17 protein-coding genes are annotated in these 19,195 nt (G+C 35.3%); 8 read left to right on the top strand and 9 right to left on the bottom strand.

The genetic code is table 11. From position 1 onward, the window contains the following. Positions 1 to 12: 12 nt before the first annotated feature. The gene (locus MTP08_RS03840; protein ID WP_243577119.1) at positions 13 to 1,152 is read right to left on the bottom strand and encodes an efflux RND transporter periplasmic adaptor subunit; all 1,140 of its coding nucleotides are present in this window, start codon (positions 1,150 to 1,152) and stop codon (positions 13 to 15) included. 408 nt (positions 1,153 to 1,560) lie between these two features. Here MTP08_RS03840 and tyrS point away from each other — a divergent pair, with 408 nt between their 5' ends. Next, a complete protein-coding gene (gene tyrS, locus MTP08_RS03835; RefSeq protein ID WP_243577118.1) occupies positions 1,561 to 2,766 on the top strand; it encodes a tyrosine--tRNA ligase in 1,206 nt (401 codons plus the stop codon). A 133-nt stretch (positions 2,767 to 2,899) separates the two neighbouring features. Here tyrS and MTP08_RS03830 read toward each other — a convergent pair whose 3' ends face one another. Then, entirely contained in the window at positions 2,900 to 3,916 is a 1,017-nt protein-coding gene (locus MTP08_RS03830) for an AraC family transcriptional regulator (protein WP_243577117.1), read from the bottom strand. A gap of 217 nt (positions 3,917 to 4,133) precedes the next feature. Between MTP08_RS03830 and ccoG the strand changes: the two genes are divergently transcribed. Next, positions 4,134 to 5,591 carry a cytochrome c oxidase accessory protein CcoG gene (gene ccoG, locus MTP08_RS03825; RefSeq protein ID WP_243577116.1) on the top strand — a complete coding sequence of 486 codons (1,458 nt, stop codon included), beginning with the start codon at positions 4,134 to 4,136 and terminating at the stop codon, positions 5,589 to 5,591. A gap of 149 nt (positions 5,592 to 5,740) precedes the next feature. Here ccoG and MTP08_RS03820 read toward each other — a convergent pair whose 3' ends face one another. The 4 genes from MTP08_RS03820 to MTP08_RS03805 all read right to left on the bottom strand — a co-directional run bounded on the left by MTP08_RS03820 (position 5,741) and on the right by MTP08_RS03805 (position 11,491). After that, positions 5,741 to 7,153: an MFS transporter gene (locus tag MTP08_RS03820; protein WP_243577115.1), complete on the bottom strand. Its 1,413-nt coding sequence runs from the start codon at positions 7,151 to 7,153 to the stop codon at positions 5,741 to 5,743. Positions 7,154 to 7,156: 3 nt separating this feature from the next. Further along, on the bottom strand, positions 7,157 to 7,795 hold the full coding sequence (locus MTP08_RS03815) for a uridine kinase family protein (protein WP_243577114.1): 639 nt from the start codon (positions 7,793 to 7,795) through the stop codon (positions 7,157 to 7,159). 53 nt (positions 7,796 to 7,848) lie between these two features. Beyond that, the gene (locus tag MTP08_RS03810; RefSeq protein ID WP_243577113.1) at positions 7,849 to 8,970 is read right to left on the bottom strand and encodes a glycoside hydrolase 100 family protein; all 1,122 of its coding nucleotides are present in this window, start codon (positions 8,968 to 8,970) and stop codon (positions 7,849 to 7,851) included. Between the two features lie 103 nt (positions 8,971 to 9,073). Continuing rightward, complete coding sequence (locus MTP08_RS03805; protein WP_243577112.1) at positions 9,074 to 11,491, bottom strand: TonB-dependent receptor; 2,418 nt, start codon at positions 11,489 to 11,491, stop codon at positions 9,074 to 9,076. 242 nt (positions 11,492 to 11,733) lie between these two features. Between MTP08_RS03805 and MTP08_RS03800 the strand changes: the two genes are divergently transcribed. Continuing rightward, positions 11,734 to 12,690, top strand: a complete 957-nt coding sequence (locus tag MTP08_RS03800; RefSeq protein ID WP_243577111.1) for a LacI family DNA-binding transcriptional regulator — start codon at positions 11,734 to 11,736, stop codon at positions 12,688 to 12,690. Between the two features lie 59 nt (positions 12,691 to 12,749). Here MTP08_RS03800 and MTP08_RS03795 read toward each other — a convergent pair whose 3' ends face one another. After that, the gene (locus MTP08_RS03795) at positions 12,750 to 13,667 is read right to left on the bottom strand and encodes a bestrophin family protein (RefSeq protein WP_243577110.1); all 918 of its coding nucleotides are present in this window, start codon (positions 13,665 to 13,667) and stop codon (positions 12,750 to 12,752) included. Positions 13,668 to 13,851: 184 nt separating this feature from the next. On the opposite strand from MTP08_RS03795, the gene MTP08_RS03790 reads away from it, so the two are divergent. Further along, positions 13,852 to 14,802, top strand: a complete 951-nt coding sequence (locus tag MTP08_RS03790; protein WP_243577109.1) for a Dyp-type peroxidase — start codon at positions 13,852 to 13,854, stop codon at positions 14,800 to 14,802. 90 nt (positions 14,803 to 14,892) lie between these two features. After that, a complete protein-coding gene (locus tag MTP08_RS03785; RefSeq protein WP_243577108.1) occupies positions 14,893 to 15,189 on the top strand; it encodes an MGMT family protein in 297 nt (98 codons plus the stop codon). Between the two features lie 57 nt (positions 15,190 to 15,246). Here the strand turns inward: MTP08_RS03785 and MTP08_RS03780 are convergent, their stop codons facing one another. Next, positions 15,247 to 15,633: a DUF423 domain-containing protein gene (locus tag MTP08_RS03780; protein WP_243577107.1), complete on the bottom strand. Its 387-nt coding sequence runs from the start codon at positions 15,631 to 15,633 to the stop codon at positions 15,247 to 15,249. Between the two features lie 13 nt (positions 15,634 to 15,646). Then, complete coding sequence (locus MTP08_RS03775) at positions 15,647 to 16,975, bottom strand: hydroxymethylglutaryl-CoA reductase, degradative (RefSeq protein WP_243577721.1); 1,329 nt, start codon at positions 16,973 to 16,975, stop codon at positions 15,647 to 15,649. Between the two features lie 198 nt (positions 16,976 to 17,173). Here MTP08_RS03775 and MTP08_RS03770 point away from each other — a divergent pair, with 198 nt between their 5' ends. From MTP08_RS03770 to MTP08_RS03760, 3 genes are all read left to right on the top strand, one after another. Continuing rightward, positions 17,174 to 17,398 (top strand): hypothetical protein, encoded by a 225-nt coding sequence (locus MTP08_RS03770; RefSeq protein WP_243577106.1) that lies wholly within the window; start codon positions 17,174 to 17,176, stop codon positions 17,396 to 17,398. Next, on the top strand, positions 17,380 to 17,679 hold the full coding sequence (locus MTP08_RS03765; RefSeq protein ID WP_243577105.1) for a type II toxin-antitoxin system RelE/ParE family toxin: 300 nt from the start codon (positions 17,380 to 17,382) through the stop codon (positions 17,677 to 17,679). Before MTP08_RS03770 ends, MTP08_RS03765 begins: the two co-directional genes overlap by 19 nt. A 115-nt stretch (positions 17,680 to 17,794) precedes the next feature. Then, complete coding sequence (locus tag MTP08_RS03760) at positions 17,795 to 19,051, top strand: putative DNA modification/repair radical SAM protein (protein WP_243577104.1); 1,257 nt, start codon at positions 17,795 to 17,797, stop codon at positions 19,049 to 19,051. The last annotated feature ends 144 nt before the right edge of the window (positions 19,052 to 19,195 follow it).

Below are 19,195 nucleotides of genomic sequence, written 5' to 3'. Positions count from 1 at the left end.
TTTTATTGAGTTTTATTGTACTTTTTTAGGCTGGATGATACTATTTTCCGGAATGCTGGAAAGCTCATTGGCAATGATTCTGTCTCCGGATTTAAAACCAGATTTCAGGATGTAAAAATCTCCTGATTTGATATAATTTTTGAGGGCGACACGTTCCATTTTATTCTTGCTGTTGAGCAAACCGACAAACAGTTTATCCTGAATCTCATAAGTTGCCAATAAAGGAATTTTGAATACATTTTGTTCTGTAGATTGCATCACAATCCGCCCTGTGTTGCCGGTTCTGAGTAAACTTTCGGGATTGGGAAAAGAAGCACGAAGCGTAACCGAACCCGTTGTGGCATCAAACTGACCATCCATCATATCGATTTTCCCGGAATGGTTATAAGGCTTGCCATCCGCCAATAACAAGGTGATGTCTCTGAAACTTTTTAGTTTCTCTAACAGATTAGCGCCTGGTCGTGTCACATTAATTTTCAGGATTTCATTCTCGGGAAGTGAGAAATAAGCATAGATTTCATTTACCTGAGATAAGGTGGTAAGGGGTTGTGCATCATTAGGACCAACCAACGCGCCCAATCGGTTTGGGATGCGCCCTATATAGCCGCTAACCGGTGCCTTAACTACCGAAAATCCCAAATTAACATCAGCAGAAGCCACCAATGTCTGTTGTTGGGTTACCGCCGCTTTGGCATTTTCGTAATTGGTTTTTGCCTTTTTGAACTGAAAATCTGCTACCACCTTATTATCCGTAAGAACTTTGTATTTATCCAACTCCAACTTAGCCGATGCCAACTGTGATTTTGCCATTGCCAAAGAAGCCAAAGCCGTATTTTTTTGCTCGCGATAAACACTGGCATTGATGCGAAAAAGTGGTTGACCTGCACGTACAAAAGCACCTTCGTCCACAAAGATTTTATCGATATAACCACTGATTTGTGGCCGAAGCTGCACGTTGTCTTTACCTTGCAAACTTGCGGGGAAAGTCTGGTCGATAACCGCATCGGTAGGTTGTAGTGTAAGAATCTCTGCCTCTACACTTGGTGTTGGTTGTTCGGTTTCTTTATCGGAGTTTTTGCAGGCACTTGCCATCACTAGAACTGCGAAAAGCAAAACAGACCGCTTGACATTTGTATTTATAAGACGCTTCATTATTTGTTGTATTTTGACCATTATAAACATCAAAATTAGACGAAGCCGTTTATCATTATAAAAGACACCGTACCGAAGTGCAAAAATTAGAACCTAAAATGCAGAAAGTAGATATTAAATGATTTTGACCTGATGAATCAAAAAGCCGCAAAATGATTATCAAACCAAAAGGAAATTAAGCCAAAAGTATTGATGCTTACAATAGATTATTTATCTTTGCAACCGGATGAAACACCTAAACAGTATATTACGTCTTCCTTTTTTCAGCACTTATTATTACAGAATAGTAACTGCTCGGAGGAGGTATGTTTATTCTGAACTGACTGACATTTAGAAAAATATCTTACCATAACCTATAAGCCCGAGCCGATGCCCGGGCTTTTTTTATTCTCAAAATTTTAAAACAAAATGGATAACATTAGCAAACTGAAAGAAAACGTTGCCATCACTCTGCCAGAAAATGGCTTGGAAGAAAAACTAAAACAGGCACACCAAGAAAACCGAAAACTCATCATCAAATTAGGCTTTGATCCTACTGCGCCAGATTTGCATTTGGGACATGCCGTAGTACTGAAAAAACTAAAGCAATTTCAGGATATGGGACATCAGATCGTGATTTTGGTCGGTAGTTTTACTGCAAGAATTGGAGATCCTACAGGAAAAAACAAAAGCAGAAAACCACTTTCTGTAGCAGATGTACAACACAACGCCGAAACTTATCTCAACCAATTGTCTCAGATTATTGATGTAGAAAAAGCAGAGATTGTGTTTAATTCGGATTGGCTAGACGCGCTTTCTTTTTCTGAGGTCATCCAGCTATTGTCCAAAGTGACCGTGGCGCAACTGATGCACCGAAACGATTTTAACAAACGATTTACGGAAAACACGCCCATCGCCATGCACGAGTTGGTTTACCCAATTTTGCAAGGTTATGATTCGGTAAAAATAAAAGCCGATATCGAAATGGGCGGTACCGATCAGCTTTTTAACTGTACCATGGGACGACAACTGCAGGAAACCTTTGAAATGAATCCGCAAATTGTGATGTGCATGCCTTTGCTAAGAGGTTTGGATGGCAAAGAAAAAATGAGCAAATCCCTAAACAATATCATTGGCCTGACAGATGAACCTAACGAAATGTTCGGGAAAACCATGTCTATCCCAGACAGCCTGATTTCTGAATTTTTGGACCTCACCACCGATTTTTCTGTCGAGGAGAAAAAATGGATTGATGAACGATTAGAAGCCGGAGAAAACCCAATGAATATTAAAAAAATTATCGCTAAAAATATCATTTCTCAATACCACAATCCGGAAGAAGCAGAACAAGCGGAGGAATTTTTCGTGAATCAGTTTCAGAATAAAAACTTTGAGGAAAAAGCATTTGAGCCTGTTTTGATTTCCGAAATTGTTGCAGAAAATAACGCAATCAGTCTGTTGGATTTGTGCATACAGTTAAAAAATGGGGAATCGAAATCGGCAATCAGACGACTTATAGAAAGTGGAGCGGTACAGATTAATGATGAAAAAATTACCGAACCTGCCGAGAATATCGAACTCAAAAAACATACAAAAATCAAAATCGGAAAAAGAGTTTTTTTTGAACTGGTGTAAATGCGCTAACGTAACTTTATTACATTAAATGGCGGTTGATACTTCAACCGCTGTTTTTATTGTATAATTTACAAAACCATTTCAGCGATTAATTCAGCAACAAATATTTTAAAAAAAAATATGTTCTTATTTTTTAATGCTGTTTTTTGTAATACTGCTTTCTGAAAGCTTCCGGTGTTAAACCCGTATTTTTCTTGAAAAATTTAACAAAGTAAGAAGAATCGTAGTAATTAAGCATTTCTGCAATTGCCGAAACAGAAAGTTTGAAATTTACGAGCATTCTCTTAGCTTCCAGAATAATTCTGTCTCTAATAAATTCTCCGGCAGATAAGTTAGATTGCTGCTTACAAATAAAATTTAAATGACTGGGGGTAATGTGCAAAAGTGCTGCATAATCTTTCGGCATTTTCAGTTCTAAAAAATTAAGTTCTATTTGCTCTATAAACTGTTTAAAAATCAATGAATTATATCCTGTTTCAACAATTGGTAAACCATTTTGAACCTCCTCATTTGCCCAACCGCAGATTTGCAAAATTGCAGAAGCAATTATTATTTGAGAATTCCGGTTGATTTCATTTGAAGATTCTGCCAAAATCTGCTGAAAACAATTATTAATTTTATCTTTTTTGTTTTCGGATAAAACAACCCTCTGGTCTTCGTGAAAAATACTCAAGAAGCTAAATTCGTCTAAAATGGAAGAACTTATTTGTAACTGATCGAAAAATGTAGGTGCAAAATTTATAACATATCCTTCAACAGACGAATGTAAATCCCAACTGTGAACCTGCCCCGGTCTCATAAAAAAAATGCTTTGCGGCAAAACTTCGTACATTTTAAAATCTATAACATTATCTCCACCTCCGTTCACGAAATAGGTAAGATGATAAAATGAATGCCTGTGAATTTTTGCTGTATTAGGATTTCCCGTTAAATAATCTGAAAACTGATCTATACTGAAAATTTCATTAAGAGAATTGCATGTTGAGAGATTGTTTATGTCAAATGTGGGATAGAGATCTTTCATTCTACTTCTGTATTCTCTGATAAAAATAACAATTTTTTCAGTAAAAACTACCATAAAATCTATATTGCGATTATATAATTTTGAAGTGTTAAAACTTTCAATAGTATTAAGTCTGAAAACACCCATTAACTCAAGCATTTGGATGGAAACAGTTCTAAAATATGAAAGCTAATTTACAATGATATATGCATAATTCTGATACTCTTAAAAGTAAGAATTCTATTAAATTTCTTTGGTACTGCTCCTCTTTTTCAGGCATTTGAAATTTTAGAGGAAGTAGAATTAGTTGTATGCAGTATTATTCAATATCAAAAAAAGTATAATTTATTAAAACATACTCTTAATGTCAAAAATAGATGAAGAAGCTGTAAAAGGTGGACAGGGACAAGTAATGGTTCCCGAAACTTATAGAGATTCTATAGGAACCATGGAACAATCGGGAAAAAGAAAGTGGGTTTTCCCCCGAAAACCGAAAGGTAAATACACTAATTACAGAGAATTAGTAAGTTATTTTTTGCTTCTGGTTTATTTTACAATCCCATTTATAAAGATAAACGGCAATCCTCTGTTCATGTTTAACATTATAGACAGAGAATTCTTTATTGCCGGACAGCCTTTTTATCCGCAGGATTTTTTCATTTTAACTTTAGGGGCTATTACATCTTTAATATTCATAATTGTTTTTACTATTGCTTACGGAAGAATTTTTTGTGGATGGATTTGTCCGCAAACGATTTTCATGGAATCTGTTTTCCGAAAAATAGAATATCTTATTGAAGGTGACCGAAACAAACAGATGAAACTGGACAGACAGGAATGGAACACAGAAAAAATCTGGAAAAGATGTTTAAAATGGACTGTTTATGCCATTATCTCTTTAGTAATAACGCACTTTATGTTCATGTATATCGTGGGCTATCAGGAAGTTTTTAATATTATTGAAGCAGGTCCGTTTGCAAATCCTACGAATTTTATTGTGATGATTCTTTTCACTTCTGCATTTTATTTTGTATTTGCATGGTTTAGAGAACAGGTATGTACATTGGTTTGTCCTTACGGAAGATTGCAGGGTGTTTTAATCGACAAAGATACGGTTAACGTTTTTTATGATTTTAAAAGAGGTGAAAACCGATCTAAATGGAGAAACGGAGAAGATAGAAAAACTGCTGGTAAAGGAGACTGTATCGATTGCCAACAATGTGTTGTGGTATGTCCTACAGGAATTGATATCAGAGACGGGCAACAGCTAGAATGTATTAACTGTACAGCGTGTATTGACGCTTGTGATGAAGTTATGGTAAAAGTAGGATTACCAAAAGGTTTAATACGCTATGCTACTGAAAACGAGATAGAAAACCAGACCAAGTTTAAGTTTACAGGAAGAATGAAAGGCTTTGCAGCTATATTGGTTCTGCTGGTTGGGTTTTTAGTATTCTTACTGTACAACAGAGGAGATATGGAAACCAAATTCATTAAGCCAATGGGAAGCACATTTTTTGTAAGAGATGGTAAAATTACCAATACCTACAATTATACATTCCTAAATAAAACCAATGAGAAAAAAGTGGTAACCATTAAAGTCCTGGAACCTGCCCATGGAGAAATTAGTTACAGTTCTACCAGTAAAATTACTGTTGATCGCGATAAAATATCAAAAGGAACCATTAACATCAGTTTTCCTGAAGCTGAAATGAGTCTCTCAAAACAAAATATTACGATTGGAGTATATGACATGAAAGGCAAGTTAGTAGATTCTTATCAGACTTATTTTGAAGGACCTTTTAAATTAAGAATACCTTAGAAAAATAACTTTCATTAATTAACCTAAAACCTATCGGTTAAAAGAAAACCGACATTTGAAATATTCAATTTCTCATGTCGGTTTTTATTTTATAATAATTCCCGCAACTGTATTGCATGAATTAGTTTTGATGAATTAGTTTTGATGAATTATTTCACAATAATCCCTGAAATTTTATTCTGTTTGATAAGAGCAACAGAAGCAGCAGCAAAAAGAAATAAAACTCCTGCAGTTGTAATGGCGTTCGAAGGATTGCTGCTAAGCACATGTTTGTAAAAAAATCCGAATGTAAGAGTTTGAATAAGCATTGGTATTACAATCATCATATTAATTACTCCCATATACACTCCTCTTTTCTCTGAAGGTATAGATGGCGAAACCATCGAATACGGAAGCCCCATCATAGCTGCCCAACCAATTCCGAAAAGAACCATTGGCAAAAGAATCATCAATTCATCATTAATTAAAGGAAGTAATAAAAGGGAAACTCCTGTTCCCATCAAACAAAAAGTATATACATTTTTTGAGGAATATTTAATTGCAAAAGGAATCAGCAACAAAGCCGAAATCATGGTAATAAAATTATAAAACCCGTTCATGAGACCGGTTTGTCCCACAGCCAATTCCACACGATTCAAAATATCTTTTGCCCAGGAAAGATCGCTTTGTACCACAGAAATTCCTTTATGTGAAAGCTGTATCAGTCGATTGGCTTTTTCTTCGTCGGCTTCAGAAACATGGTAAATGGTCTGCTTAATCATGGGTGTAGCAAACTGCCAGTAACAAAATAATGCATACCACTGAAAAAGATATACCAATGCCAATTGCCATAATATTTTAGGCATTTTTACAATAGCATTAAAAATATCAATAAAAGGGGTAAAAAGGGTATCATTTTCCTTTTCGGCTTTCAGTTTTATGAGCTCTTCTTCTGTTGGCGGAATTTCGGGTGTTTTATAAACCGACCAAACCACGGAAGCTATAGAACAGAAAGATCCTAAGAAAAACGAATAATATACCCAAATTGGAATACCACCCGACTCTGAAGTTCCTCCAAAGTATTTCTGAAAAACAAAAAGTGAAAGATTGGCAAGAGTAATTCCTCCTCCTACAAATAAACTTTGCATTTGGAAGCCATAGGTTTGCTGTTCTTCCGGCAATTTATCACCGATAAAGGCTCTGTAAGGTTCCATTGCAGTATTATTTGCCGCATCTAAAATCCACAGAAGACCGACTGCCATCCAAATAGACGAACTGAACGGGAAAGCAAAAAGAGCAAGACTGCAAAAAATAGCTCCCAATAAAAAGAATGGTTTTCGGCGACCCCATTTTACACTCCAGGTTTTATCACTAATTGCTCCGATTAAAGGCTGAATAAGCAATCCAGTTACAGGTCCTGCCAAATTAAGTATCGGAAGCTGCTCTGCATGTGCACCCAAAAACGAATATAAAGGATTTACCGCAGTCTGCTGAAGACCAAAACTGTACTGGATGCCGAAAAAACCGACATTCATGTTCCAAATCTGCCAAAAACTGAGCTTGGGAATTATTTTTTTATTCATGGTTTACGGCTTTACAATCTGATAATTTTTTTCAAGAACAATAGTTGCTTTTTCTTTGAGCTGACGGATAATCTGATGCTCAATTTCGAGTACTTTTTCTACAAAATCGCTTTGTTCATCACGATTTCGTTTCATTCTGTTATCGTAGGTATCTTTATAATTTCGGTTGATGAAAATACTAAAATCAAAATCATCAATATCCAATATATAAGTACCTTCAACGATCATCACTTGTAAATCATCTGTTGATACCGTTTCTTCAGAAATTAAGTTTTCCTGATAATGCACAAGCGGTTTTTTCACATAAGGATTTCCTTTCTTAAACTCATGTATGTTTTCTTGGATGATATCCAAATGAACTTCATGCATTCCCACATTTTCAAGGCTTTTTTCCCGGTTTTCGTGATTGGTTTTGGGAGGAAGCTTAAAATAATCATCCATCTGAATGACAAAACTTTTAATCCCGTGATCTTCCAGCACTTTTTTAAGAGCAAATGCCGTTACCGATTTTCCACTGCCGCTTTCACCGCAGATTCCTACTGTCCATTTACCGTTTTGTTTATTACTTTGAGCAATAATTTTGTAAATATTTTCAGCGGTATCTAAATGTCTTTGTTCTAAATTTATAACATCTCCAATCATCTTTTAAATCTTTTTTTAAATAATAGTTTCTTTTAAATGATTCATCTTCCGGACTATTTCTTCATCAGAAGGTAACCGGAAGCTGAAAAGCACAATTGGTCGGTACCTGAAGGAATTAACTCGTCTGTAGAATAATATTCCCGAAACGAAGAGCCTTTTTCCGCAAGAAGAGTTTCATACTGCTTCAATATCTTTTCGGGGATTTCTGTGTAGCCTCTTTTCTTCAAACCTAAGCAAAGCCAACCAAGATAAATGGGCCATGAACCTCCGTTGTGAAACTGATAAGGTTCGTTTTTGAAATCATAACTGAAATTATTTTCAAGCAAATTCCAATCTGGATCTTTTGGAAAGATTATGGGATAAAAAACAGGAAGCATCCAATGATTAAATTCCTGATTCAGCTGTTCTAAAAACTGAGTGAAAGCATCCAAATCTAAGTCTAAACCCAAGAGAATTGCCAGTGCATTTCCTGCGAGATCAAAACGTTCATCATATCCATTGGCATTTAAAGAAGCCCATAAATAAGGTTTTTCTTGAGCTTTCTGATAGGCAGTTTCATGATATTTGACGTCTCCGGAATTATTTTTCCTGAAATTCGTTTCAATTAGCTTTTTAGTTGTTTCTGCTAAAGAATTTAGGTTTTCATCCTGATAAATTTCTGCTGCAAGTCTAAAAGCCCAATACCGCAGCACATTATCATAAAGAACATAGCCAGAAGTTACATATTCGTCTGCCCAATTTCCACCCAACGGACTGTATAAAAGACCACGCTGGTTAAATTCCCAAGATTTCAAACAAGAAAATGCTTTGTAGATTTTATCTTTCAAAATTACCTTCAGCGTTTCATCTTTAGAATAAGCAATATATTCGCAGGTACCGATAATCCACCAAATTGTTGCATCCGTTCGCCCTACAAGTGTTCCGTAGCTTGCTTTTTCTCCGTAGACATTGGAGGGAATTTGTCCGTTTTCCGCTTGGTATTCTGCAAGTGTAAGAATAGATTTTTTTAAACCTTCTACAATTTTTTCGTTTTCAATGAGAATTCCTGTAATTCCCGTCATCATAGAATCTCTGGACCATACTCTCGCATAATTGTCTTTTTTTTCGGAAGATGCGAGAAGCCCCTGTGGTGATATGGCACGTAGAATAACCTCTAAAGCTTGTTGTGTAAACATAAATTTCTAAATAGGATTAAATTAAACTAACAGCAAAAAATGCTGTTAGTTTTTTATATGATTGAATTTTTAACTGAACTGTAAGAAATGTACAGATAATTCATTAAAAATCAAACTTTACGCTTGCACCAAAGGTTCTTCCGGTAAGTGTTCTTGCTCGAACGATACCATTTGTTCCCTGCAAAGTACCTTCTTCCGCTTCTGTAATTGCCAATGCATTGAACACATTGTTTGCGTTTACGTTTACCGTAAGATTTTTCATTAATTTGTAAGAAATATAAGGATTTACAATAACGTAACCCGGCATTATCAGTTTATTGCTGTCCTGAGTATAAGCTTTTGTTGATCCAACTGCAAAGAAACCAAAGCTTAATTTTTCAATATTCACATTAGGGTTAACTGAATACATGAATTTTGGAGTTCTTCTCGGCATATTTCCAATAATCGTATTATCGATTGCATTTTTAATTTCTGCATGCGTATAAGTAAGCCCGGCTCTAACGTCAAAGTTTTTATTGACTTTGTAGAAACCATCGAATTCAACTCCGAAAGACTGATACTTATTTTCAGTTCTTAGCTGAGTCGTTGCTTCGTAATTTGCCTCAATCGTTCTTGCCTGGAACAAAGTAGTATTTAGGAAATATTTTGAACCTCTCAATTTGTAACCTACTTCAATTTGATTCAGTTTATTCACTTTTACAGCGTCTAAAGCAGGATCGTTGCTATTGGTATAGTTGTACCCTGCGAAAAGAATTCTGTCTGCCGAAGCACTTCCTCCCTGACTTACTCTTGCAAAAACAGCATTATGAGTATCGAAAGCATAGTTTGCTCCCACAGAATATCCGAAGATACCGTATTTATAATCTACCGGAACTGTTCCGTCTACTACTCCTACCGCAAGTTCAGGGGTTTCGATAGTTCCGTTTTGGTTTATATCTATTGTACGGGTTGTATTTTTTACGCCTGAAAAACTTCCAGATACATTTCCGAAATCATATCTTGCTCCAAAATCTAAAGTTAATTTTTCAGTCGGATTGATTTCCACCTGAGCGTGAGGTGCAATTACCGAATATTTTGTATCGTAGTTTCTGTTAAGACCACCCCATTCCGGAACGCCGTAATGAAGAAGTCCATTGTCTGTAATTTTGGTTCCTGTATTGCTGATAACATCCACCAATCTTGCATTTTTATCTGAAACTTCCATAAGATAAGTATTCCAGTTCCAAGAAAGATTAATGTTTTGCGAACTGTTGTAAACTCCCGCATTAAGTTTTATTTTATCCCATTTTTTACTGATGTTCACATCACTGAAGAAATTATTCAGGTTATTCAGTTTGGTATTGAATAAAACAGTTTTCATGTATTTTGCATTATTGTCTACAGCGGTATTTGTACCGGCATAAACTGCACTTCCGTAACCCGGAACAGTATCTAATATTTCGGATTTACTTCCTACTGAAGCAGGAAAAGGTGCTAAAAACTGACCGTCATTTGCTGCATATCTAGCTTTTGCATCCAACTTCCAACCAGCACCGAAATCGTAGTTGAATTCCATACCTACGGCTTTAGAAACCGAATGCATTCCATCTCTGATATCGCTTTTTAGAATTTGTCCGTTTCCGCCAAAAGTAAGATCGTTTCTAAAATTAGAAGACTGTAATGCTCCCGTTAAAATATTATAATTACTTAGAGAAGTGTAATCCGGGTTAGAATCTGAACCGGAAACGGCAATTGGCATCGGCATATATGGCGCTGTACGATCATCTAAATATTTACCGTAAATTCTTACGCTTCCTTTTTCAAATTTCTTTAGTAATGAAAGTCTGAACTGTCCGCCGTTATTCGAAGTATAGCCTGTTTTTCTAGGACCATCTCCTCCTCTGTAAAACCCACCGATACCAATATAAAAATCTTTACCAAGTGGAGTTCCGTAATCGATATCTGTTCTGAAATTTTTATAATTCAAACCTACTTGCTGTGTAATACTTCCACCTGCTTTTTCACCTGTTTTTGTGATGAAGTTAATGATTCCCGCCGGTGAATTTGAGGCAAAAACAGAAGCAGAACCTCCTCTTAATGCTTCAACTCGTGATACAAAAGAATCGAATCTCGTAAACTGATCCTGAGTTCCAAAGGCAATATCCCCGAACTGCATTACCGGCAAACCATCTTCCTGAATTAAAAGATAACGAGATCCACCCGCAGAAACAGGAACCCCTCTTACGGTAATATTCGAGTTTCCTTCACCTCCGGAAGACTCGGCACGAATACCCGGAATAGTTCTGAAAATTTCTGCCGTTGTTCTTGGAGCCGCATTTATAATTTCTGCCTGTTTTAGAGTTGAAATTGATAAACTGGTTTTAACAGAAGATTTCGGATTGGAATTACCCGTAATTACCACTTCATCGATTACCTTGTCTTTTTTGGAAAGTGTATCGCTTACTGCAGTCTGAGAAAACATGAATGCCGCAACATTTAATGTTCCGAAAATCAATAACTTTTTTACTAGTTTAGGTTCCATATAGTTTTTAGGTTTTTGTTGTTTTTCCAAATGTATTTTTTTTGACCAATCAATAACCTATTTTGAATTGGGTATGAACAGAATGTTAATTTCAAACGTTTGTGCAAACGTTTGCGGTGAATAACTTTATTTTAAATTAACTTTTCTTTAACAAAATAACCGTTATAATTTAACATATTTTAACAAAATATATAAGCAAATTTTTGCTTAAATTTTCCCAAGAATTGACTCTAGAATAGCAAATGAAAAGAACAACCATAAAAGACTTGGCACAAATGCTTAATATAAGTGCTTCAACGGTTTCGCGTGCCCTTAAAGATCATCCCGATATCAGCAGTTCTTTAAAACTTAAAGTAAAAGAGGCCGCAGAAACATTTAATTACATTCCAAATGATTTTGCCATCAATTTCAGAAAGAACCACTCGAAAGTTGTAGGTCTTATTGTTCCGGAAATTTCTATGTTTTTTATACCGTCCATTATCAATGGAATTTCTTCAGTTCTTAATAAGGAAGGATATCGGTTTTTTATATTATCTTCTAACGAATCTTATGAAACCGAAAAGGAGCATATTGAAACCTGCATCAATTCGAGAGTAGATGGGATTTTATTATCTATGACTAATGAAACAGCCGACAGCAGCCATTTAAATAAAGTAAAAGAGATGAAAATACCGGTTGTTATTTTCGATAAAACGATTCCGCAGCGTCAATTTGCTTCTGTAGTTTTTGATAATGTAAAAAATGCTGAACTGTGTGCAGAAAAACTGATTAATTACGGTTGTCGTACTATTTTGGGCATATTTGGCGATGAAAATCTTGATATCACCCAAAGCCGACTCGCAGCATTTCAAAACACTATTAAAAAAGCCGAAAACATTGAACTCCACACCATTTTTTGCAAATCTACAGACAGCGTAAAACAACAGCTTAACGAGGTTTTGAAAGAACATAACTTCGATGGTTTTTTCGCAATGAGTGATGAAACTTTAATGGGGCTTCACAGCTCCTTAATCAAGAAAAATTTAAACAATTCTGGTAAAAAAGTGATTGCCATTAGCGAAGGTACCCTTCCTAAACATCTGGATGAAAACTACGAATTCATTATTAATAACGGTTTTACCATGGGTGTTTTTGCTGCAAATGAATTAATGAACACAATAAAAGGAGAATCGCCGAATACTGAATGCTATTACATTTAGCTATTGTAATTTTAAGCTCGAAAAATTATTGCTGAAATTTTAGATTCATTTCAAAAAAATCAATCTATAATATTTTGTTTTATTTTTGGAGTTACAGCTATTTTTTCTCCTGCCATTTCATGAATAGTTTCGTCAATCATCACACACATACTGTTGAGTGCCAAATCGTTTGCATCCGTTCCGAACGGTTCTTCGATTTCGTCTGCAATGGCTTCAAAAGCGACAAATGTATAGGCAATGAACACTACAATAAGAGTTGTAAACCAACCTAGTGAGTCTACAAGCCCAAATGGAAGCAAAAGACAGTAAATATAAACGGTTCTGTGCAGTAAAACTCTGTAACTATAAGGGATAGGTGTTGAAATTATTCTTTCGCATCCTCCCAAAATGTCCGAAAGTTTATCCAAATTCTCATCAAATCTCGATTGCTGTATAGAATCTAAACAGTTTTTATCCTTGGAGTTCTGTACCCATTCTGCCAAAAGCCGCATGATAACTGCAGGTTTATATTTGGATGATGCAACAATTTTCAGGTGTTCTTCATTAAGTCTCAATTTTAAATCTTCATAGGCTTCTGTCTCTCTTAGCTGATGTTTTAATGCAAAAACAAAAGCACTCAGTAACTGCACAAAATAATGAAGAGATTCATTATCATTGCTCTGATTATGAAGAGCCATTGCCTGACGTGTAAGAGCACGAGAAGTATTCAGTAATGCTCCCCACAATTTTCTTCCTTCCCAAAATCTGTCGTAACTTGCATTGTTCCTGAATCCGAGAAATAATGCCAAAACAAAACCAAATAAAGTTAATGGTACAGGATTTAAAGGTACTTTAAACGAAAAAATCATTCCGTGGAAATACGATACGAATAAAGAAAGTATTAAAAGCAAACCCAAACGTGGCAACAACGCAGGCAAAACCGAGCCATGCCACACAAAAAGCATTCTAAACCAATGTTCTTTTTTTCTTATAATCATTATTCAACTAAATTTAAAATATTTTTTCTTACAACATCCTTAAAAGAAAATTCAGGGAACAAAAAAAATTCAGATAATTTCTATACGAGAAATATCATGATTTTCCTATTTTTAAGATACCACTAATATTATCCCAAAGGTATTTATTAAATTTGATAAATAAAAAACGATATTTTCCTCATTCATGAACACTAATTTCTCTAGCGATTACAACGCACAGAATGTTACCGATTACCCAAACAACAATACCTATTTTTTGGTTTGGAATTTTAAAAATAATGTTGAAACTGATAAAATAAAATCGGTTTTCCAAAGACTTTGCGCTTTGGTAATCAATCTTAATAATTCTGCATTAGACCGATTTCCTGATTCTAAAGCGAGCTGTGTAATGGGAATTGGCTATGAAGCATGGTTACAACTGGAACTGCCGCAACCACTTCCAAAGGAATTCAAAAAATTTCAGGAAATAAAAGGCAGCAAACATACTGCTGTAAGCACAAGAGGAGATCTTCATTTTCATATTCGTGCAGATGTCAAGAGTTTTGCCTATGATATGGCATCTGTAATTTCAGATTATATTAAAGAAATAGCCGATTGCGTAGTAGAGGTACAAGGTTTCCGTTATTGGGACAGCCGTTCAATTTTAGGTTTTGTAGACGGTACAGAAAACCCACATGGTAAAGATCGTGAACGCTTTGCCGTTGTAGACGATTCCGATGTTCAATATGAAGGAGGCAGCTATCTTTTTGTGCAAAAATACGTTCATAATCTTGATGGCTGGAAAGCACTTTCGGTAGAAGATCAGGAGAAAGTAATCGGCAGATCAAAAGATCTTGATATTGAAATGGAAGATGATGTAAAACCAAAAAATTCTCACATTGCTCTGGCAAATGTTGGGGACGATTTTAAAGTAGTGAGAGATAACATGCCTTTCGGAAATGTAACTACCAACGAAATGGGAACTTATTTCATCTGTTACGCAAGCACTTTTAGTACCGTAGAAAAAATGCTTACCAATATGTTCATTGGAAATCCGCCGGGTAATTATGACCGAATTCTCGATTTCAGTACGGCACAGACCGGAACTTTATTTTTTATACCAAGTGTAGATATGCTTGATGATTTCTCAGGCTAAAATTTCTTATCATTATTCATAAAATTCAAAATTAAATCTTATGAATTAATGATTTTTAAACAATTTCATTAATAAATTTCACTGCGAAACATGAACGAAATATTCAAAAAACAGACTTGGGAAATTACCAAAATGATTCCCAAAGGAAGAGTGACAAGCTACGGAGCCATAGCAAAAGCTATTGGTTTTCCCAATCACTCTCGTCATGTTGGAAAAGCGATGGGAGGATGTCCTGAAGATGTTCCTGCACATCGGGTTATTTCTTCATCCGGAATACTTTCGGTTCCTGAATTTCAGATAAAATTAGAAAATGAAGGTGTAGAAATAGAAAATTTGAGGATAAAGAACTTTAAAAATATTTTCTGGAATCCTTTGGAAGAAATTTAGTTGATATGATTGGTTAACTGAAAACAAGCTACAGTTAACCAATCAAAAAACTTAACTTTAATTTTTTACTTTCACAAAATAAAAAATGAGAAATGCCCAGCTTAAAATCATCAGCAGTCCTCCAAGTGGCGTAATCGGTCCTAGAAATTTCAGATTCATTCCCCAATAATCCTGCATACTCAAAGCATAAATACTGAATGAAAAAAGCATTGTACCTACAATCATCATCCATGAAATCCATTTTTCTGAAGAAGTCTCAAATTTTAAAATATACCCCACTATAAGCAGGAAAAAAGCAGCATACATTTGATATCTTACACCGGTTTCAAAACTTTCCAGTCTTTCTATCGACAAAACTTTCTTTAAAGCATGTGCTCCGAACGCGCCTAAAACAACGGATAACATTCCGTAAGCAGCACCGAAGACTAAGGTAATTGTTTTCATTTTATATTTTGATTTATTTATTCCTCAATTTTTCCAGTTCCGAAATCACTTCGTGATGACTTACCGTTTTATCTTTAAAATATGTTACAAAATGCTGTTTCTCTTCTTCCGTAGCTCCAAATTGATTCAAAATATTGAAAAGATGCATTTTCATGTGCCCTTTCTGGATTCCCGTAGTTACCAAAGACCGAAGTGCACCAAAATTTTGCGCCAGTCCGGAAACTGCTAAAATACTCATCAGTTCCTGAGCCGAAGGTTTTCCTAATAAAGCCAAAGAAAATTTAACCAAGGGATGCAGGTTCGTTAAGCCTCCGACAACGCCAACAGAAATGGGTAAATCAATCCAAAAACGGAAAATCCCATTATCGGTTGTACAATGTGTTAATGAAGAATATTTTCCGTTTCGTGATGCGTAAGCGTGTGCACAAGCTTCAGTCGCACGGAAATCGTTTCCTGTTGCAATAACAACAGCATCTACACCATTCATAATACCTTTGTTGTGTGTCGTAGCTCTGTAAGGTTCGATTTCTGCAATGGTAACCGCTTGTTTGAATTTCCAGGCAAATTCTTCATTCGAGATACCACTGTCATCCTTCAAATCTTCGATTTTGCAGGAAACTTCGGCTCTTACAATACAATCCGGTGTGAAATTTGACAAAATATTCATTACAATTTGCAGGGATTCTTTTTCTTCCTGAGAAAATTCTGCTTCGTTGGCAACTTCTTCTTTCAAAGTCTTTCCAAATTGCTCCAGACAGGAATTAATAAAATTAGCACCCATCGAATCAACCGTATCAAAACTCGCTTTCAATTGGAAATAATTTTCCAATTCGGCAGTTTTATCAATCAGTTTGATATCCAAAATCCCACCACCTCTTTTTCTCATATTGGCAGTGATATCTTCGGTTGCTTCAAGCAGTTTTTTCTTTAATTTAAAATTGAAAAAATGAAGCAGTTTATGAGGTTCAACATTCAGAATAAAATGGGTATGACCTAATTTTTCTGTATTGATAATGGTTGTTTTGAATCCGCCTTTATCCAACCAGAATTTTGCAGCTTTGGAAGCCGCTGCTACTACCGAACTTTCTTCTACAGCCATTGGAAGTGCCAAAAGTTTACCGTCAATGAGGAAATTCGGGGCAATTCCGTAAGGCATATAAAAATTGGAAATGGTGTTTTCCGAGAATTCTTCGTGAAGTTTTTGCAAATCGTGGTCGTTGTTCCAATATTGCTGCAAAATTTGCTCATAACTTCTGTCGTTGCTTAAATATTCGGAAATAAGCCAATCGATTTTTCTTTGTTTGGAGAGCTTTGAAAAGCCTTCTACAGGTTGATGAGTCATAATAAAAATTTCTGCTGGTAAAGATAGAGATTTTGGAGGATTTTGTTGGTAAGTTAACATATATTGACATTTCTCATTTATTGAATTACTTTTGACATTAATTTTTGCATTAATTCCCTTCAAAAAAATAGCTTTTGAATCAGAATCTAAAAAGTATTAATAATTTTTTTTTGTAAATTTGATACAAATCAAAAACAAATGAGCACAGCAGAATTAAAATCAGATATCATCAACAGAATCCAAAATCTCAAGGATTCTTATATTATCGATGAGATAAAACAACTTCTTGATTTTGAATTAGATAATAGTGTCTTTCAATTAAGTAGTGCGCAAAAACAACGACTGATTGAAGCTGAATTCGACAATGTTTTAAGTGAAGAACAAGCCAACAATGATATTGAGAAATGGCTAAACGAAAAATAAACTGGACGGAAAAAGCTAACTTCGAAAGAAAAGAAATTCTCCAATATTGGATAAACCGAAATAAATCCAAAAGATATAGCATAAAACTCAATAAACTTTTTGTTGAAATCTTAAAAAAGACTGCTGAGAATCCTGCAATTGGAAGAAAAACGGATTTTGATGAAAATATTCGTGTCAAAATTGTTCGGGATTATCTTCTATTTTACAAATTTGATGACAAGCAATTAAAAGTTTTATCTGTTTGGGATGGAAATCGCGATGAGCGCCAACTTAAAGTTTGACAACAAATTTTCTGTTAGTAACAAAATCTTAAAATCCTTGCCTTTTCGCATTTTCGGAACTATTTTTGACACTCAATTTTGGAACAATTCCCATTCAAAAAATAATCATTCAAAAATGAATTTCGACCGTATCAAAGAAAAGCTCGAAATACTTGCAGACGCTGCTAAGTATGATGTTTCGTGCTCTTCAAGTGGCGGAAAAAGAAAAAACAATGGTGGTTTGGGAGATAGCTCTGCAAGCGGAATTTGTCATACTTATACCGAAGATGGACGATGTGTTTCGCTTCTCAAAATCCTTCTGACCAATCATTGTATTTATGATTGTATCTATTGTGTTTCCAGAAAATCAAATGACATCAAACGTGCGGCTTTTACCGTAGAAGAAGTTGTTGATTTGACGATTAGCTTTTACAGAAGAAATTATATCGAAGGTCTATTTCTAAGTTCAGGAATCTTCAAAGATGCCGACACAACCATGGAACGTCTGGTTCGGGTGGCGAAAAAATTAAGACAAGAACACAATTTCAACGGCTATATTCACTTAAAATCAATTCCCGGAGCAAGTGATGATTTGATGAATAAAGCTGCTCTTTATGCTGATAGATTATCAGTAAATCTTGAAATTCCGACAGAATCAGGACTCAAATTATTGGCGCCTGATAAAAACCGTGAAGATATGCTACAGCCAATGCGGATTGTTCAGAAAGGCATTCAGCAATACAAAGACGAGAAAAAAATCATCCGAAGCGCCCCGAAATTTGCACCAGCCGGACAATCAACCCAAATGATTGTAGGAGCAACCAACGAAAACGATTTGCAAATCATCAAAGTAGCAGATCATTTTTATAAAAATTATGGAATGAAACGGGTTTATTATTCAGGTTACATTCCTGTTACAGTGGATAATCGTTTGCCTGCAATCACTTCGGAAGTTCCTGTTTTAAGAGAAAACCGCTTGTACCAATCAGATTGGCTGATGCGTTTTTATGGTTTTAAAGCTGATGAAATTCTGGATTTCAATATGCCGTTTCTGGATCTGGAAGTGGACCCAAAATTGAGCTGGGCTTTGCGACACTTGGAACAGTTTCCTGTGAATTTGCAAACAGCGGATTACAAAATGATTCTCAGAATTCCCGGAATTGGCGTAAAAACAGCACAGAAAATTGTGAGTGCGAGACAGTTTCAGGTTTTAACGATTGACCATCTTAAGAAACTTGGAGCAGCCGTAAATCGAGCCAAATATTTTATTGATTTCACGTATGGTAATCCATTTTTGAAACATTTGACAGATTTAAATCTCCGAAAATTGATTATTGGCGGAAGTCAGTCTAAATTTCAAAATCAGTTTTCTCAACAGTTGACTTTATTTTAATTCGAAAAATATTTAAGTCTAAGGCTGAGATATTTAAGAGTATTACTTTTGTCATTTGGAAAGAATTTCGACAACACTATTTAAAAATAAATATTAATTCCTACGGAAAGACAAATATTAATTTGAAATTGTAATTCACCCCCA

Origin of the sequence: Chryseobacterium oryzae, assembly GCF_022811665.1 — a bacterium.
Taxonomy (GTDB): Bacteria; Bacteroidota; Bacteroidia; order Flavobacteriales; family Weeksellaceae; genus Chryseobacterium; species Chryseobacterium oryzae.
Note: the sequence above shows the minus strand (reverse complement) of the source record. Positions and strands in the feature narration are given on the sequence as shown.

What these genes read in the sequence shown, in the direction of transcription:
- MTP08_RS03840 (WP_243577119.1), bottom strand. Translation starts at nt 1,152, where the DNA reads ATGAAGCGTCTTATAAATACAAATGTCAAGCGGTCTGTTTTGCTTTTC.
- tyrS (WP_243577118.1), top strand. Translation starts at nt 1,561, where the DNA reads ATGGATAACATTAGCAAACTGAAAGAAAACGTTGCCATCACTCTGCCA.
- MTP08_RS03830 (WP_243577117.1), bottom strand. Translation starts at nt 3,916, where the DNA reads ATGGGTGTTTTCAGACTTAATACTATTGAAAGTTTTAACACTTCAAAA.
- ccoG (WP_243577116.1), top strand. Translation starts at nt 4,134, where the DNA reads ATGTCAAAAATAGATGAAGAAGCTGTAAAAGGTGGACAGGGACAAGTA.
- MTP08_RS03820 (WP_243577115.1), bottom strand. Translation starts at nt 7,153, where the DNA reads ATGAATAAAAAAATAATTCCCAAGCTCAGTTTTTGGCAGATTTGGAAC.
- MTP08_RS03815 (WP_243577114.1), bottom strand. Translation starts at nt 7,795, where the DNA reads ATGATTGGAGATGTTATAAATTTAGAACAAAGACATTTAGATACCGCT.
- MTP08_RS03810 (WP_243577113.1), bottom strand. Translation starts at nt 8,970, where the DNA reads ATGTTTACACAACAAGCTTTAGAGGTTATTCTACGTGCCATATCACCA.
- MTP08_RS03805 (WP_243577112.1), bottom strand. Translation starts at nt 11,491, where the DNA reads ATGGAACCTAAACTAGTAAAAAAGTTATTGATTTTCGGAACATTAAAT.
- MTP08_RS03800 (WP_243577111.1), top strand. Translation starts at nt 11,734, where the DNA reads ATGAAAAGAACAACCATAAAAGACTTGGCACAAATGCTTAATATAAGT.
- MTP08_RS03795 (WP_243577110.1), bottom strand. Translation starts at nt 13,667, where the DNA reads ATGATTATAAGAAAAAAAGAACATTGGTTTAGAATGCTTTTTGTGTGG.
- MTP08_RS03790 (WP_243577109.1), top strand. Translation starts at nt 13,852, where the DNA reads ATGAACACTAATTTCTCTAGCGATTACAACGCACAGAATGTTACCGAT.
- MTP08_RS03785 (WP_243577108.1), top strand. Translation starts at nt 14,893, where the DNA reads ATGAACGAAATATTCAAAAAACAGACTTGGGAAATTACCAAAATGATT.
- MTP08_RS03780 (WP_243577107.1), bottom strand. Translation starts at nt 15,633, where the DNA reads ATGAAAACAATTACCTTAGTCTTCGGTGCTGCTTACGGAATGTTATCC.
- MTP08_RS03775 (WP_243577721.1), bottom strand. Translation starts at nt 16,975, where the DNA reads ATGACTCATCAACCTGTAGAAGGCTTTTCAAAGCTCTCCAAACAAAGA.
- MTP08_RS03770 (WP_243577106.1), top strand. Translation starts at nt 17,174, where the DNA reads ATGAGCACAGCAGAATTAAAATCAGATATCATCAACAGAATCCAAAAT.
- MTP08_RS03765 (WP_243577105.1), top strand. Translation starts at nt 17,380, where the DNA reads ATGGCTAAACGAAAAATAAACTGGACGGAAAAAGCTAACTTCGAAAGA.
- MTP08_RS03760 (WP_243577104.1), top strand. Translation starts at nt 17,795, where the DNA reads ATGAATTTCGACCGTATCAAAGAAAAGCTCGAAATACTTGCAGACGCT.